Below are 15731 nucleotides of genomic sequence, written 5' to 3'. Positions count from 1 at the left end.
TCGCTCAGATCTGGTCGCCGATCCCGTGCTCGGTGGGAGGGGTGGACGGAGTCCCAGGGTCAGCGGAAGCGGCGGCCCTCGTCGCGGCGGTAGGCGCCGACCGCGAGGACGGCGAACAGCACCGTCCAGCCGAGGAGCACGAACCACGCCGCGCCGTACGCCGGCTCGCCCGTGAGGGCCTGGACGAGCAGGTCGCGGCCCGCGCGGGTCGGGGTGGCCTTCGAGATCGCGTCGAGCCAGTCGGGGAAGAGGAACGGCGGCAGGAACAGGCCGCCCGCGAACGCGAGCGGGAAGAGGATCACCTGGACCACCGGGAGCGCCGCCTTCGCCGACAGCGAGTAGCCGATGGCCATGCCGAGCAGCACGAACGGCACGGACACGAGCAGCACCGTCCCGACGCCCGCGAGCAGCTGGGTCGCGGTGACGCTCGCGTCGGTGAACAGCCAGCCGATGAGGATGAGCGGCACGAGGCCGAACAGCGAGAAGATCCCGCCGTTGAGCACGCGCGCCGCCATGCGCGGCGCGGGCCCCGCGGGCAGCGTGCGGACGAACGGGTCGAACGGCAGCTGCCGGTCCTCCGCCACGCCGAGCCCGTACGTGAACAGGCTCGCCGAGCAGATCGCGAACAGCCCGAGCGAGGCGACGGCCATGGTCGCCGCCACCGGGTCCTGCGCCACGGCCTTCTGCGGCACGACGAAGAAGAACATCGCGAGCGCCGGGAACAGCAGGTTGCCGAGCACCGCGACGGGCACGCGCACGGTCTCGAGGAACTGGTACTTGAGGTGCAGCCACGTGAGGCGCAGCGGCCCGGGCAGCGTCGCCGTCCGCGGGGTGGTGGTCGTGGTGGTCATCGGGCCCGTGCCTCCGTCGTCGGGGCCGCGCCGCGCGCGACCATCTGCTCGAACGCCTCCTCGAGGCTCGCCCCCCGGATCTCGAGGTCGTGGAAGTCGACGCCCGAGGTGACGAGCTCGCGCACGAGCGCGTCGGCGTCGGGCGTGTACAGCTCCTGGCGGCCGTCGCCGAGGCGATCGGCCCGCACGACGCCCGGACGGTCGCGCAGGTCGACGGCAGACCCGACGACGACGCGCCGCAGGGACACGCGCCGCAGGATCGCGTCGAGCGAGTCGTCGGCCTTCACGACGCCCTGGTCGATGACGACGACGCGCTGCGCGAGCGCCTGCACCTCCTCGAGGTAGTGGCTCGTGAGCAGCACCGTCCCGCCGCCCGCGTGGTACGCGCGGATCGCGTCCCACAGCGCCTGCCGCGCGCCGACGTCGAGGCCCGTCGTCGGCTCGTCGAGCAGCACGACGCGCGGGCGGCCCACGAGCGAGAGCGCGACGGCGAGGCGGCGCTTCTGCCCGCCGGACATCGCGCCCGTCTGGCGGCCCGCGAGCTCGGTGAGGCCGAACTGCTCGAGCAGCTCCGCCGTCGGGACCGGGTCGGGGTAGTGGCCGCCGACGAAGTCCACGACCTCCCGCACCTTGAGCGTCGCGGGCAGGCCCGTCTCCTGCGGCGTGAGGCCGAGGCCGACGCGGCTGCGCGCGTCGCGCGGGTCGCCCCCGAGGAGCCGCACCGTCCCGGAGTCGGGCCGTCGCTGCCCGCTGACCAGGGACAGCAGGGTCGACTTCCCGGCGCCGTTCGGGCCGAGCAGCCCGACGAGCTCGCCGCCCCCGACGGTGAGGGAGACGTCGTCGAGCGCGACGACCGCGCCGAAGCGACGCGTCACGCGGTCGACGGCGACCACGGACGGGGTGCGGCCCGTGCCCGACGGCGCGGGCTCGGCTCGGGCGGTCCGGACCGGGCCGGTGCGCGGGGCGCGCTCGGTGCGCTCGTCGCTCATGGTCGGGCTCCCTTCAGGAGGGCGTCGAGGGCGGTCGTGTAGTCCTCGAAGGCGACACGACCGCGGGCGGTGAGGGACAGGTAGGTGGCGGGCGTACGGCCCTCGTGCGTCTTGGTGACGGTCACGTAGCCGGCGTCCTCGAGCTTGCGCAGGTGCGTCGAGAGGTTGCCCGCGGTCATGTCGAGGAGCTTCTGGAGCTTGGGGAAGGACAGCTCGTCGCCCGTCGGGAGGGTGGCGAGCGTCGCGACCACGCGCAGCCGCGCGGGCGCGTGGATGACGGGGTCGAGCTCGGTCTCAGGCATCGGCCGCACCCTCCGCCGGCCGGGCGGGCACGGGGCGGGACGCGCGACGCCGTCGTCGGACGCGCACGACCTGCTCGATCGCGGCCATGACGAGGAAGCCGCCGCCGCCCGCGAGCGCCATGACGAGGTAGGTGAGCGGCAGCCCGGCGAACGTCGCGACGGCCGCGGTGAGGAGGATCCACACGCCGAGGACGAACAGCCCGCGGTCGCCGAACGCGGCCGCGCCGCCGAGGTAGAGGAGGCCCACGACGACGCACGCGAAGGCGTTGCTCGCGAGCGCCATGACCTCCTCGGACGCCCCGGCGCGGGCCAGCCCGCCGAGGACGAGGCCGAAGCACAGGAACCCGAGCATCCACGACCACCCGTACATCGCCCCGGTGCGGGCGCTCACGCCGCGCGTCCCGGCGGTGCGCGTGACGCTGTGGACGATCGTGAACGCGACGGCGGCCGCGATGAGGCTGAAGAAGACCCAGAAGGCCCACGGCTCGGGCTGGGCGCCCATGACCTGGCCGGCGCCGCTCGTGACGCGGACCGTCGCGGTCCCGTCCGCGACCCGGACCGCGCTCGTCCACAGGCACAGGTAGCCGACGAGCCACGCGACGCCCCACGCGAGGAACAGCAGCCGGGAGTCGGGCTCGGTCGCCTGGCGCGCGCGCTCCTGCTGCTCGCGGATGAGGCGGAGCGTCTCGGCGGCGCCGAGGGACGGCTCGTCGGGCTCGCCGACGGCTCCGTCGTGGACGGCGTCGCCGTGGTCGGTCGTCATGGTGGCCTCTCGGTGGTGCGGGTCGTTCCGGAAACTACTTTGCACTGCAAACCTGTTTGTAGATTCCCACACGCGAACGCCCTCGCGCAAGGCCCCGCGGGACGGATGGCGGCACAGCTCAGAAATGTGATATCACTTTGCTATACACGACGCGGCCCCGCCGCAGGAGAGGACGACCACCGTGACCGAGAGCGCAGCACCCCCGCAGGAGTCCGTCGGCGGCGAACCGACCGGCCGCCCCGTCGGTCACGACGGCACGCGCGTCGACGTCACCGAGCGGCCCGCCTGGTCCCTCGGAGCGGGCGGCGCGGCCGCCGTCATCGCGCTGAGCATCGTCCTGCTCCTCGGCGGCACAGGGCTCGTCGTGGCCGCCGCGGCGGAGGCCGGCAACCCCGCCGTGCTCATCACGCTCGGCGTCCTGGCGTTCCTCGCGGGCGTGCTCGTCCCGACCGGCGTCGCCGTCATCAACCCCGGCGAGACGGTCGTCGTCCAGTTCTTCGGCCGCTACCTCGGCACCGTCCGCACCACGGGCCTCGTCGCGACGGTGCCGCTCAGCACCCGCCGCCGCGTGTCCGTGCGCGTCCGGAACTTCGAGACGAGCGAGCTCAAGGTCAACGACGCCGACGGCAACCCCATCAACATCGCCGCGATCGTCGTCTGGCAGGTCGCCGACACCGCCAAGGCGTCGTTCGCGGTCGAGGACTACGACGACTTCGTCGTGGTCCAGGCCGAGTCCGCGCTGCGCCACGTCGCGATGTCCCACCCCTACGACGACGCCGAGGCCGGCGAGGAGTCGCTGCGCGGCGCGACGGAGGTCGTCTCGGCCGAGATCGCGGCGGAGGTCGCGGAGCGCGTCGTCGTGGCGGGAGTCGAGGTCATCGAGGCCCGCATCTCCAACCTCGCCTATGCGCCCGAGATCGCGCAGGCGATGCTCCAGCGCCAGCAGGCCGGGGCGATCATCGCGGCACGCTCGCGCATCGTCGAGGGCGCGGTGTCCATGGTCGAGGACGCCCTGTCCCGCCTCGAGGCCGAGGACATCGTCACGCTCGACGACGAGCGCCGCGCGACGATGGTCTCCAACCTCCTCGTGGTGCTCTGCGGCGACAGCCGCGTGACGCCCGTCGTCAACACGGGGTCCCTGTACCAGTGACGTCCGTCGGGCCCACGCCGCCCGAGAAGCGCGACGCGCCCGACGACGGCGACCAGCCGTCGTCGGGCCGCGGCGTGCCCGCGGGTGATCCGGGCACGAGCGCGGGCACGGGCCGAGCGCAGCGCCCGCAGCGCAAGTCGGTCCTCCTGCGCCTCGACCCCGCCGTGCACGACGCCCTCGCCCGCTGGGCCGGCGACGACCTGCGCAGCGTCAACGCGCAGATCGAGATGCTCCTGCGCCGCGCGCTCGACGACGCGGGCCGCCTCCCCCGCGACGTCCGCCCACCCCGCCGCCCGGGCCGCCCACCCCGCCAATAGCCCCCCACCCGCCGAGCACGGGGTCCGCGACCGCTCTCGTCCCGATCCGGTCGCGGATCGCGTGCTCGCGGGGCGCTCCGCCCGTGGTCGGCGAGCAGGTTCCGTCCAGGGGGCACCGAGGTGGGTTCCGGTGAGCGGTGCTATAACCGGACGGTGTCCGACCTGACCGCTCCCGGCTCCCCCGCCGCGCCCGTGCCGGGCCCGACGGCCGCCGTCGTCCCCGGGACCGCCGACGGCGCTCCCGCGCGCCCGGACCGTGCCACGCGCCGTCGCATCGGCGCGGAGATCTGGATCGTGCTCGGGCTCAGCCTCGGCAAGTCCGCGGTCTACGCGGTCATCAACATCGTCGCGCGGCTCACCGCCGGGACCCCGCTCGGCGAGCAGTCCGCGAGCCTCAACGTGAGCCGGTCGGCCCGGCCGTACCTCGACCTCACCTACCAGCTCGTCGGGATCTTCTTCGCCGTGCTGCCCGTCGCGCTCGCGCTCTACCTGCTGAGCGCGCGCGGCCGGTCGGCCGTCCGCGCCATCGGGCTCGACGGCGCCCGGCCCCTGCGCGACGTCGGCTGGGGCTTCGCCCTCGCTGCGGCCATCGGCATCCCCGGCCTCGGGTTCTACGCGCTCGGCCGCGTCCTCGGCATCACGGTCGAGGTGCAGGCGTCGGCGCTCAACGCCGCGTGGTGGACGGTGCCCGTGCTCATCCTCGCCGCGCTGCAGAACGGTCTGCTCGAGGAGGTCATCGCGGTCGGGTACCTGTTCGAGCGCACGCGCGACCTCGGCTGGGGACGCGTGAAGTTCGTCGTGTGGAGCTCGCTCCTGCGCGGGTCGTACCACCTGTACCAGGGCTTCGGGCCGTTCCTCGGGAACGTCGTCATGGGCGTCGTGTTCTCGTGGTTCTACACGTCCCGCTGGGGACGGCACCGCGTCATGCCGCTCGTGATCGCGCACACCCTGCTCGACGTCGTCGCGTTCGTCGGGTACGCGCTCCTCCCCCTGGAGTGGAAGCAGTCCCTCGGCCTCGCCTGACGCCCGCCGAGGGAGAGCCGTGGTCGTCCGGAGCAGAGCCCCGGCCTGTCCCGCACCACCACGGCTCTACCTCACGGGACCACGGCTCTACCTCGGCGGACCAGGGGTCTACCTCAGGGGACCAGGGCTCTGCCTCGGCGGACCAGGGCTCTCCCTCGGCGGGCCGGAGGGTCAAGCCCCGCGGAGGGCGCGGAGCTGCTCGCGGCGCTCCGCCTGGAGGACCGGGTCCGGGACGGGCAGGGACGCGAGGAGTCGCTGCGTGTACTCCTCGCGCGGGCTGCCCAGCACCTCGGCGCCCGTGCCCTCCTCGACCAGCCGCCCGCGGTAGAGCACCGCGATGCGGTCGGACAGCAGGTCCACGACGGCGAGGTCGTGCGACACGAACAGGCTCGCGAAGCCCAGCTCGCGCTGGAGCTCGGCGAACAGCTCCAGCACGCGCGCCTGCACGGAGACGTCGAGCGCCGACGTCGGCTCGTCGGCCACGAGCAGCTCCGGGTCGAGCGCGAGGGCCCGGGCGAGCGACGCGCGCTGGCGCTGCCCGCCGGAGAGCTCGTGCGGGAACCGGTCGCCGTACGACCGCGGGAGCTGCACGGCCTCCAGGAGCTCGTCGACGCGCCCGCGCGCCGCCTGGGGCGACTCCGCGCGCCCGTGCACGACGAGCGGCTCCGCGACGCAGTCCGCGATCGTGAGCAGCGGGTTGAAGCTCGTCGCGGGGTCCTGGAACACGAACCCGATGCGCGGCCGCACGGGGCGCAGCTCGCGTTCCCTCACGCCGTTCATCTCGACGCCGAGCACGCGCAGCGACCCGCCCGTCACCCGGGTGAGACCGGCGACGGCGCGCGCGAACGTCGTCTTGCCGGAGCCGGACTCGCCCACGAGGCCGAGCACCTCGCCGGGCCGGATGGTGAGCGAGACGTCGTCGACCGCGGTGAAGCCGGGGCGGCGCAGGCGGCCCGGGTAGGTGACGGTCAGTCCCTGCGCCGCCACCACGGGCTCCGCGTCCGCCCATCCGACGTCGCGGGCCGACGCGCGGGCCTCGGCCCGCGCGGTCCCCTCGCCGACGCGCGGCACGGAGTCGAGCAGCGCGCGCGTGTACGCGGCCTGCGGGGCGGCGAAGAGCTCGCGCGCGGGCGCCTGCTCGACGACCTTCCCCTGGTACATGACCGCGACCCGGTCGGCGAGGTCCGCGACGACGCCCATGTTGTGCGTGATGAGCACGATGGCCGTGCCGAACTCGTCGCGGCACCGGCGCAGGAGGTCGAGGATCTCGGCCTGGACGGTCACGTCGAGCGCGGTCGTGGGCTCGTCGGCGACGATGAGCCCCGGGTCGAGCACGAGGGCCATGGCGATGACGATGCGCTGCTTCTGCCCGCCGGAGAACTGGTGCGGGTAGTGGTCGACGCGCGTCTCCGGGTCGGGGATGCCGACGCGCCGCAGCACGTCGACCGCGCGCCGGCGCGCCTCGCGCCGCGACACCTTCGTGTGCGCGCGGATGCCCTCGACGATCTGCCAGCCCACCGTGTACACCGGGTTGAGCGCGGCGGACGGCTCCTGGAAGACCATCGCGACGTCGGTCCCGCGGACCTGACGCAGCCGCTCCCCGCCGAGCGTGACGACGTCGTGGTCGGCCGTCCCGGCCTTGTTCGTCAGCACGACGGCGCCGCGCGCCGTCGCGGTCGACGGCAGCAGGCCGAGGATCGTCTTCGCGGTCACCGTCTTGCCGGACCCGGACTCGCCGACGACGGCCAGCACCTCTCCGGGCGCGACCTCCAGGTCGACGCCGTCGACGGCGCGCACGGCCCCGGCGTCGGTCGCGAACGACACCGCGAGGTCGCGGATCGTCACGACGGGGCGTGCGGCGTCACCGCTCTCGCGGCGGGTCGTCTCGGTCACGGCGCTCATCGCCGGTCCTCCGTCTCGTCGTGGGGTGCGTCCGCCGGAGCAGCCGCAGGACCGGCCGCGGGGCCCGTCGCCGGACCTGTCGCAGGGCCGCCGTCGTCCGGGGTGCTGCCGGCCCGCCCGTCGAGCCCGACGGCGTCGGGGTCGCGCTGCCCGGGGGTGGCCGCGAGCTCGTCGGAGCGCGAGCCCGCGCCCTCGATCGCGTCGAGGCCGCCGGGGCCGGCGGTGAGCGTCCCGCCCGGCACGACCGACGTCTCCGCGACGTCGCCCGACACCTCGGCGGACGCGCGGCGGGAGCGCAGCCGCGGGTCGGCGAGGTCGTTGAGGCTCTCGCCGACAAGCGTGATGCCGAGCACCACGAGCACGATCGCGAGCCCCGGGAAGAGCGCGGTCCACCAGATGCCGCTCGTCACGTCGGACACGGCCTTGTTGAGGTCGTAGCCCCACTCGGCGGCCGCCGTCGGCTCGATGCCGAACCCGAGGAACCCGAGCCCGGCGAGCGTGAGGATCGCCTCGGACGCGTTGAGCGTGACGATGAGCGGCAGCGTGCGGGTCGAGTTCCGCAGGACGTGGCGCACCATGATGCGCCGGTGCGGCGTGCCGAGCACGCGCGCCGAGTCGACGAACGCCTCGCCCTTGATCCGCACGACCTCCGCGCGCGTGACGCGGAAGTACTGCGGCACGAACACCACGGTGATCGAGAAGGCCGCGGCGAGGATGCCGCCCCACATGCTCGACTGGCCGCCGGAGATGACGATCGCCATGAGGATCGCGAGGAGCAGGGACGGGAACGCGTAGATCGCGTCGCAGACCACGACGAGCAGGCGGTCGGCCCAGCCGCCGAAGTACCCGGAGACGAGCCCGAGCAGCACCCCGACGACGATCGAGGCGAGGATCGCCACGACGATGACGAGGAGCGCCGTCTGCGCGCCCCAGATGACGCGCGACAGGACGTCGTAACCGCCGACGGTCGTGCCGAGCAGGTGCTCGGCCGACGGCGGCTGCTGCGCGCCGAACGGCCCGTCCGCCGTGCGGAGCTGGCTGTACCCGTAGGGGGCGAGCACGGGCGCGAGGGCGGCGGTGAGCAGGAAGAGGCCCGTGATGACGAGGCCCGTGACGAGCATGCCGCGCTGCAGCCCGACGCTCTGCCGGAGCTGGTGGACGACGGGCAGACGCTTCCACCACGCGACGCGCCCGCGCTCGGGGACGACGACGGGGACGGGGCCCCCGGTGCCCGGACCGGCCGGGACGACGGTCTCCGCGACCATGTCAGTACCTCACCCTCGGGTCGATGAGCGCCGCGATGATGTCGACGAGGAAGTTCGTGACCGCGACGATCACGGCCATGAGCACGACGATCCCCTGCACGGCGACGAAGTCGCGCGCCTGGAGGTACTCGGCGAGCTGGAAGCCGAGCCCCTTCCACTCGAACGTCGTCTCGGTGAGCACGGCGCCCGCGAGGAGCATCGCGACCTGGAGCCCGATGACGGTGATGATGGGGATGAGCGCGGGGCGCCACGCGTGCGCGCGCACGAGCCGGGACTCGCGCACGCCGCGCGACCGCGCCGCGACCACGTAGTCGGTCGAGAGCGTCCCGATGACGTTGGTGCGCACGAGCCGCAGGAACACGCCCGCCGTGAGCAGCCCGAGCGCGAGCGCCGGGAGGACGGCGTGCTGGAGGACGTCGCCGACGATCGCCGGGTCCCCCGTCCGGATCGCGTCGATCAGGTAGAAGCCGGTCGGGTCGTCGAGGAACTGCAGCTCGATCTCCGCGTCGGTGGACGCGCGCCCGGACACGGGCAGCCAGCCGAGCCACACCGAGAAGACGAGCTTGAGCATGAGGCCGGCGAAGAACACGGGCGTCGCGTAGGCGAGGATCGCGGAGACGCGCAGGATCGCGTCGGGCACGCGGTCGCGCAGGTAGCCCGCGAGCATGCCCAGCGGGATGCCGACGACGAACGCGACGAGCAGGGCGTAGACCGCGAGCTCGAGCGTCGCGGTGCCGTACGTCGCGAGCACCTCGGTGACGGGACGGTTGTCGCTGATCGTCGTGCCGAAGTCGCCGCGCACGATGCCGCCGAGGTACTCGAGGTACTGCACGACCACCGGGCGGTCGTACCCGGCCTCGTGGATGCGCTCGGCGAGCTGGTCCGGCGTGAGCCGTCCGCCGAGCGCGGCGGTGATCGGGTCGCCCGTGGCCCGCATGACCACGAAGACCGTGGTCACGAGGATGAAGACCGTCGGGATGATGAGCAGCGCGCGGACCAGGATGTAGCTCCCGAGCCCGCCGCCGCGACGGCGGGTCGTGCGTGGGGTGCGCACCCGCCCCGTGCCGCCGGGGTCGCGGGGCGCGTCCTCGCCGACGGGCACGTCGGTGGTGGTGGTCGTCATGTCGTCTCTTCCTCAGGTGCCCGGGCGTCGGCGTGGTCGCCGGTCCGGACGAGCGGTGCCCGGCCCTCCCCGCGGGTCGCGCGGGGAGGGCCGGGCGGCTGGGGCAGCTGCCGGTCAGCCCTTGGACAGCGCCGCGTAGCGGAACTTGAAGGACGGGTCCAGCGTGTCCTCGGCCCCCTCCACGTCCGTCCCGACGACCGCGACCTGCGCGCCCTGGAGGTACGGGAGCGTGGACAGGTCCGCCGCGACCTTGCTCTGGATCTCCTCGATGAGCGCGGTGCGCTCGTCGGCGTCGGGCGTCGCCGCCTGCTGGAGGATGAGGTCGTTGACCTCCTGGTTGGCGTAGTGGTTCACCAGGAAGTTCTCCGTGAGGAAGAACGGCGTGAGGTAGTTGTCCGCGTCGGAGTAGTCCGGGAACCAGCCGAGCTGGTACGCCGGGTAGACGTCGGACGTGCGCTCCTTGGCGTACGTGACCCACTCGGTGGTCTGCAGGTTGACCGTGAAGAGGCCGTCCTTCTCGAGCTGGTCCTTGATGAGCGCGTACTCGTCGGCCGACGACGGGCCGTAGTGGTCGTTCGAGTACTGCAGGTTGAGCGTCACGGGCGTCTCGACGCCCGCGTCGGCCAGGAGCTGCTGCGCCTTCGCGGCGTCGGGCTTGCCCGCGCCGTCGCCGTACATCTCCTTGAGCGGCTCGGCGGCGCCGGTCAGGCCCGCGGGCACGTAGGAGTACAGCGGGGTGTAGGTGCCCTTGTAGACCTGGTCCGAGAGCTCGTCGCGGTCGATGAGCGACGCGGCGGCCTGGCGCACGGCGAGCGCCTTCGCCGGGTCGGCCTCCGGCGTCTTCGCGCCGAATGGCTGGGTGTCGAAGTTGAACGTGATGTAGCGGATCTCGCCGCCGGGGCCGTCCACGACCTTGACGTCGTCGTTGCCGCGCAGGTCCTCGATGTCCGTCGCGGACAGGCTGCGCCACGCGACGTCGATCTTGCCCTGCTGGATCTCGAGCTTCATGTTCGACGCCTCGGCGAAGTACTTCACCGCGACCTTGTCGGTCTTCGCCGGGCCGAGGAGGCCCTCGTAGCCGTCGTACGCCTCGTAGGAGACGAGCTCGTTGAACTTGTAGCCCGTGATCGTGTACTGGCCGGCGAACGCCTTGCCGTCGACGATGTCCTGGTCCGAGGTGAGCGCGTCGGCCGCGAAGACGTCCTCGTCGACGATCGGGCCCGCCGGGCTGGACAGGATCTGCGGGAAGAGCTGGTCGTTCTCGCTCTTGAGGTGGAAGACGACGGTCGTGTCGTCGGGCGCCTCGACGCTGTCGAGGTTGTAGAGCAGCGACGCCGGCCCGTTCTCGTCGTTGATCGCGACCTGGCGGTCGAACGAGAACTTCACGTCGGACGACGTGAGGTCGTTGCCGTTGGCCCACTTGAGGCCCGGCTTGAGCTTGACCGTGTACTCGGTCGGCGAGGTGAACTCGGCCGACTCCGCGATGTCGGGCTCGACGTCGGGGCTGCCGTACGGGGTGTTCATGAGGAACGGGAAGACCTGGTTCATCACGGCGAACGAGCCGTTGTCGTACGAGCCGGCCGGGTCGAGCACCGTGATCTTGTCGGTGGTGCCGATGACGAGCGAGCCGCTCGCCGAGCCGCCGCCGTCCCCGTCGCCCTCGCCGTCGCTCGAGCCCCCGCCGCACGCGGTCAGGGTCAGCGTCACCGCCGTGATACCGGCGGCCGCGGCGAGGAGCCGCTTCCTGGACACCGCTGTCATGTGTCTACCTCTTTCTCGGGTTTCTCGGGGTGCGAGACACCGGTGGCGCGACCTTGCACGCACCAGGACCCCGACCTGTCGGCGGAGTGCCGTGATTTCTAGCACAGTGCCGTGTCGCACAGGTGTCAGGATCGACAGAAAACCGGACAGAACGCCAGCGTTGTTACCCGGTCGTAACCCTGCGCCCCGGGCAACGGTCGTGACGTGAGACACACTCACAGCGGTCGCGTCGTGGGTGTAAAGTCCCGCCCCTTTCGGGGCGCCCGGCCCTGGCGGACGACAACCGAACGGCCCTCAGGAGCCCGCGCGGTCCTCCGGTCCGGCCACCCCGGGACCACCCGCCGCCGGGTCGCCCGGGCCAGGCTCGCCCGGGGCGGGCTCCACCGGGGCGGGCTCGGCCGGGGCGAGGTCGCTCGTCGGGGACGCGTCGGGCGCAGGAGCCGCCGGGGTCCCGGCGGGCGCCCCGCTCACGGCCGACGGCGGAGCCACGCCCGGGTGCACCGCGGCGGCGCCCAGCACCGACCCGCCCGTCACGACGACACCGGCCGCGACCGCCTGCGCGCGCAGGTCGGCGAGCTCGCGTGCGACCGCCCGGACCGCGAAGCCGGACACCACGTGGATCGCCCCCGACACGAACGCGTACAGGGCGAACACCACGGTGACGAGGCGCAGCACGTCGAACGCGTCGAGCGGGCGCGTGACGAGGAGGATCCCGAAGAGCACCGACACGATCCCCACGGCGAGCATCCACGCCCAGCCGAGGTCGCGGTTGCGCACGAGCGCCGCCGCCCCCGCGATCGTCGTGATGCCGAGGACGAGCACCCAGACGGCGAGGACGTAGTACAGCGCCGTCGCGCCGAGGTCCGGCCACAGCGCCACCACGACGCCGAACACGACGTTGACCCCGGCCTGCGCGAGCCACCACGCCGACCCGACCTGCTTGCGGTGCACGAACCCCTGGACGGCGACCAGCACGCCGTCGGCCACGAGGAACGCCCCCAGCACGACCCGCAGGGTCCCCAGCTGCTCGAGCGGCTCGATCATGAGGAGCAGGCCCAGGACGACGAGGAGCGTGCCCCGGACGACGGGGAGCCACCACACCCGCCGGAAGGGGTTGCGCTCCTGCCCGCTCTCGTCCGGCGTCACGGGTGCGGCGCCTCCGGCCTCGTCGCGCTGCGTCGTCGTGCCACGTGCCATGCCGACCTCCCCAGGGGTGCTCGCACCCCCATGCTAGGGAGGCCTTCCTCACACCCGCCCGTCGAACAACCCCCCACGTGCGTCGGACAACCGGTCGAACCGGGCGAATCACCCGGAGGAATCGGCCAAATACCGCGCCTGCCGGGACCCCCGGACCTAGACTCGCAGGCATGTCCTCCCCCGCGCCCGAGCCGACGACGGGCGACACGCCCCACGTGGGCGCGGTCGTCGAGGTCGGGTCGCTCACCGCGTCGGGCCGGCGTGACGCCCGTCCCCAGACCGGCGCGCTCGAGGCGCTGCTCGCCCCGCGCGACGGCGACGACGAGGGCACGGTCCGCGTCGTCGACACCGCCGAGCAGCGGGTCCGGCACCCGATCGACCTCGTCAACCTCGTGCTGTGCGCGATCGGCGTCGCCGTGGTGCTCCTCATGTCCGTGTACGCGCACGGCACGACGGCCGGCGTGGCCGAGGACGTCCGCAACTTCTCCGACCTGCTCGCGCGGATCCTGTTCGTGCCGGTCGCGGTGCTCGAGGGCCTCATCACCCTGTTCGTCCCGATCGCGGTCCTCACCGAGCTCGGCGTGCGCCGGCTCGGTCGCCAGGTCGTCGAGTCGATCGTCGCCGCGGGTCTCGGCCTGCTGCTCGGGGTGCTCGTCGTGCTGGCCCTGGGCGCCTGGGGCTCCGACGAGCTGGTGCGCGGCCTCTCCGTCTACTCCCAGGGCGCGTGGCGCCTGACCGTCCCGGGCTACGTCGCGGCGATCGGCGGGCTGCTCACCGCCGCAGGGACCCGCACCCGGCGGCGCACCGTCAAGTGGTCGTGGAACCTGCTGTTCGTCGGCATCGGCGTCGTGCTCATCACCGGCCAGGTCTCGCTGCCGGGCATCCTCATCACGCTGCTGCTCGGACGGCTCGCCGGGCTGGCCGTGCGTTATGTCTCCGGCGTGCGCAGCGAGCGCGCGTACGGTCCCGACCTCGTGGCCGGGGTCCGGCGCGCGGGGTTCTCTCCCGTGGCGCTCGTCCGCGTGCGCGACGTCACCGACGACGACGAGCTCGCCGAGGCGGCGGACGACCCCATCACGGAGGTCGACGCCGAGGGCCGCATCACGGCCGAGGTGCACGTCGGTGTGCTGCGCGCGCCCGGCGCGGACGACGACGGCGGGACCGTCCTCACCGCCGACGCCGCCCTCGCGGCGCACCACCTCGGGGCCGCGCACCCCGACGAGGGCGCCGCACCGCAGGGCACGGACGCCGCCCCCGAGCCCCAGGGCGCCCCGTCCGACCCGGCCGCGATCGCGCTGACGCGCGCGGGCGACAACCGCGTCTACGCGATGCTCGCGGAGGACGACGTGCGCCGCGACGTCGTCGTGCTCGACGGCGACCGCCAGGTCGTCGGCTTCCTCACCCGCTTCTGGCGGTCGCTGCGCCTGCGCGGCAGCGAGGGCCGCGCCGCGATCTCGCTGCGCGCCGCCGCGGAGCGCACGGCCCTCCTGTCCTACGCGGCCCGGGCAGCGGGCGTCCGCACGCCGCGGCTCCTGGGCGTCGCCGAGTCCGCCGACTCGATGGTGCTGGTCCAGGAGCACGCGACGGGCGCCGTGTCGCTGCGCGACCTCCCCGTCGAGGACCTCACCGGCTCGGTGCTCAACGAGGCGTGGCGCCAGCTCCGCCTCGCCCACTCCGCGGGGATCGCCCACCGCGCCCTGACCTCCGACGTCGTGCTCGTCTCGCACGAGCCGGCGACGGGCGCCCCCGAGGTGTGGCTCACCGGGTGGGAGCAGGGCGACATCGCGTCGTCCGAGCTCGCGCGCCGCATGGACCTCGCCCAGATGGTCGCGCTGCTGGCGCTGCGCGTCGGGGCGCAGCGCGCGGTCGAGTCCGCGGTGAGCGTGCTGCCCGACGACGACATCGCCGCCATCGGTCCGCTGCTCCAGTCCGTCGCCCTGCCGCCGAGCACGCGCGAGGAGATCCGGCAGGACAAGGAGCTGCTCAAGGAGCTGCGCGCGGCGCTCGTGGAGCGGCTGCCGGAAGCCGACGTCGAGCCGCAGCGCATCACCCGCTTCGGCGGCCGCACCATCCTCACGCTCGTCCTCGTCATCGCGGCCGTCACGGCGCTGGTGACGTCCTTCAACTTCGACCAGATCGCCACAGCCGTCACGGAGGCGAACCCCTGGTTCGCCGTCCTGTCCTTCGCGCTCGGCATCCTCACGTGGGTCGGCGCGGCCCTCACCCTCGCCGCGTTCTCCCCGAAGCGACTGTCGATGTGGCGCGTCACGCTCACGCAGGCCGCCGGGTCGTACATCGCGCTCGCCGCGCCCGCCGGCATCGGCCCGGCGGCGCTCAACCTGCGGCTGCTCACGAAGCGCGGCATCTCGACGCCCATGGCGGTCGCCACCGTCGCGCTCGTCCAGGTGTCGCAGTTCGTCGTGACGATCCTCATCCTCGTGGTCCTGTCCGTCTTCACCGGCGAGGGCGGCCTCGTCCAGCTCCCCTCGACGACGGTGCTGCTCGCCATCGGCGGCGTCGCGCTCGCCGTGCTCGCGACGCTGCTCGTGCCGGCGGTGCGGACCTGGGCGCTCGCCAAGATCCGGCCGACGGTCCAGCAGGTCTGGCCGCGGCTCTCGGAGATGCTGGGCCAGCCCGGCCGCCTCGCGCTCGGGTTCGCGGGCAACATCGTCATGACGCTCGGCTACGTGCTCGCCTTCGACGCCGCGCTCGCGGCGTTCGGGCAGGAGCTCGACCTCGTCGACGTCGCGGTCATCTACCTGGTGGGCAACGCGGCCGGCGCGGCCGTCCCGACGCCGGGCGGCCTCGGCGCGATCGAGCTCGCCCTCATCGCCGGCCTCACCGCAGCCCAGGTGCCGCCCGCCATCGCGACGTCGGTCGCGATGCTGTTCCGCGTCGCGACGTACTGGGCGCGCATCCCCATCGGCTGGTTCGCCATGCGCTTCCTGCAGAAGAAGGGCGACCTCTAGCCCGCACGACCGGCCCCGTCGCGGTCCGCGCACCGCGTGGGCGGACGCCGCAGGCCCGGGGACGTTCGACCCGGGACGGCGCGGGCGGCCCCCGATAGGCTCGCCGCGCACCCGCCGTC

The 15731-nt window shown here is 73.6% G+C and carries 12 protein-coding genes and 1 pseudogene; 4 read left to right on the top strand and 9 right to left on the bottom strand.

Annotated elements, in window-relative coordinates; translation table 11 throughout:
* Positions 1-59: 59 nt before the first annotated feature.
* The 4 genes from E1O70_RS06725 to E1O70_RS06710 are packed head-to-tail and all read right to left on the bottom strand — an operon-like array spanning position 60 to position 2905.
* Complete coding sequence (locus tag E1O70_RS06725; protein WP_061267065.1) at positions 60-851, bottom strand: ABC transporter permease; 792 nt, start codon at positions 849-851, stop codon at positions 60-62.
* On the bottom strand, positions 848-1840 hold the full coding sequence (locus E1O70_RS06720) for an ABC transporter ATP-binding protein (protein ID WP_082774299.1): 993 nt from the start codon (positions 1838-1840) through the stop codon (positions 848-850). The genes E1O70_RS06725 and E1O70_RS06720 overlap by 4 nt, the downstream gene beginning before the upstream one ends.
* Positions 1837-2142 carry a transcriptional regulator gene (locus tag E1O70_RS06715; protein WP_021482836.1) on the bottom strand — a complete coding sequence of 102 codons (306 nt, stop codon included), beginning with the start codon at positions 2140-2142 and terminating at the stop codon, positions 1837-1839. The genes E1O70_RS06720 and E1O70_RS06715 overlap by 4 nt, the downstream gene beginning before the upstream one ends.
* Complete coding sequence (locus E1O70_RS06710) at positions 2135-2905, bottom strand: hypothetical protein (protein ID WP_061267066.1); 771 nt, start codon at positions 2903-2905, stop codon at positions 2135-2137. The genes E1O70_RS06715 and E1O70_RS06710 overlap by 8 nt, the downstream gene beginning before the upstream one ends.
* 181 nt (positions 2906-3086) lie before the next feature.
* Here E1O70_RS06710 and E1O70_RS06705 point away from each other — a divergent pair, with 181 nt between their 5' ends.
* From E1O70_RS06705 to E1O70_RS06695, 3 genes are all read left to right on the top strand, one after another.
* On the top strand, positions 3087-4055 hold the full coding sequence (locus E1O70_RS06705) for an SPFH domain-containing protein (RefSeq protein ID WP_021482834.1): 969 nt from the start codon (positions 3087-3089) through the stop codon (positions 4053-4055).
* Positions 4052-4372: a type II toxin-antitoxin system antitoxin gene (locus tag E1O70_RS06700; protein ID WP_240696628.1), complete on the top strand. Its 321-nt coding sequence runs from the start codon at positions 4052-4054 to the stop codon at positions 4370-4372. Before E1O70_RS06705 ends, E1O70_RS06700 begins: the two co-directional genes overlap by 4 nt.
* Positions 4373-4534: 162 nt before the next feature.
* Complete coding sequence (locus E1O70_RS06695; RefSeq protein ID WP_370670905.1) at positions 4535-5395, top strand: CPBP family intramembrane glutamic endopeptidase; 861 nt, start codon at positions 4535-4537, stop codon at positions 5393-5395.
* Between the two features lie 171 nt (positions 5396-5566).
* Here E1O70_RS06695 and E1O70_RS06690 read toward each other — a convergent pair whose 3' ends face one another.
* From E1O70_RS06690 to E1O70_RS06670, 5 genes and pseudogenes are all read right to left on the bottom strand, one after another.
* The gene (locus E1O70_RS06690) at positions 5567-7297 is read right to left on the bottom strand and encodes a dipeptide ABC transporter ATP-binding protein (protein WP_051028173.1); all 1731 of its coding nucleotides are present in this window, start codon (positions 7295-7297) and stop codon (positions 5567-5569) included.
* Between the two features lie 265 nt (positions 7298-7562).
* A pseudogene (locus E1O70_RS06685) lies at positions 7563-8418 on the bottom strand (ABC transporter permease); the annotation flags it as partial.
* Positions 8419-8563: 145 nt separating this feature from the next.
* Positions 8564-9685: an ABC transporter permease gene (locus E1O70_RS06680; RefSeq protein WP_081600020.1), complete on the bottom strand. Its 1122-nt coding sequence runs from the start codon at positions 9683-9685 to the stop codon at positions 8564-8566.
* Between the two features lie 114 nt (positions 9686-9799).
* Positions 9800-11446 carry an ABC transporter substrate-binding protein gene (locus E1O70_RS06675; protein ID WP_061267067.1) on the bottom strand — a complete coding sequence of 549 codons (1647 nt, stop codon included), beginning with the start codon at positions 11444-11446 and terminating at the stop codon, positions 9800-9802.
* Positions 11447-11740: 294 nt separating this feature from the next.
* Complete coding sequence (locus E1O70_RS06670) at positions 11741-12643, bottom strand: HdeD family acid-resistance protein (protein ID WP_061267068.1); 903 nt, start codon at positions 12641-12643, stop codon at positions 11741-11743.
* 170 nt (positions 12644-12813) lie between these two features.
* Here E1O70_RS06670 and E1O70_RS06665 point away from each other — a divergent pair, with 170 nt between their 5' ends.
* Positions 12814-15612, top strand: coding sequence for a flippase-like domain-containing protein (locus E1O70_RS06665; RefSeq protein ID WP_082774301.1), 2799 nt, complete (start codon positions 12814-12816; stop codon positions 15610-15612).
* The last annotated feature ends 119 nt before the right edge of the window (positions 15613-15731 follow it).

It is taken from the genome of Cellulosimicrobium funkei, assembly GCF_004519295.1.
GTDB lineage: Bacteria > Actinomycetota > Actinomycetes > Actinomycetales > Cellulomonadaceae > Cellulosimicrobium > Cellulosimicrobium funkei.
Note: the sequence above shows the minus strand (reverse complement) of the source record. Positions and strands in the feature narration are given on the sequence as shown.

Coding starts and splice junctions, on each gene's coding strand:
- E1O70_RS06725 (WP_061267065.1), bottom strand. CDS start 851: ATGACCACCACGACCACCACCCCGCGGACGGCGACGCTGCCCGGGCCG.
- E1O70_RS06690 (WP_051028173.1), bottom strand. CDS start 7,297: ATGAGCGCCGTGACCGAGACGACCCGCCGCGAGAGCGGTGACGCCGCA.
- E1O70_RS06670 (WP_061267068.1), bottom strand. CDS start 12,643: ATGGCACGTGGCACGACGACGCAGCGCGACGAGGCCGGAGGCGCCGCA.
- E1O70_RS06720 (WP_082774299.1), bottom strand. CDS start 1,840: ATGAGCGACGAGCGCACCGAGCGCGCCCCGCGCACCGGCCCGGTCCGG.
- E1O70_RS06675 (WP_061267067.1), bottom strand. CDS start 11,446: ATGACAGCGGTGTCCAGGAAGCGGCTCCTCGCCGCGGCCGCCGGTATC.
- E1O70_RS06680 (WP_081600020.1), bottom strand. CDS start 9,685: ATGACGACCACCACCACCGACGTGCCCGTCGGCGAGGACGCGCCCCGC.
- E1O70_RS06665 (WP_082774301.1), top strand. CDS start 12,814: ATGTCCTCCCCCGCGCCCGAGCCGACGACGGGCGACACGCCCCACGTG.
- E1O70_RS06710 (WP_061267066.1), bottom strand. CDS start 2,905: ATGACGACCGACCACGGCGACGCCGTCCACGACGGAGCCGTCGGCGAG.
- E1O70_RS06715 (WP_021482836.1), bottom strand. CDS start 2,142: ATGCCTGAGACCGAGCTCGACCCCGTCATCCACGCGCCCGCGCGGCTG.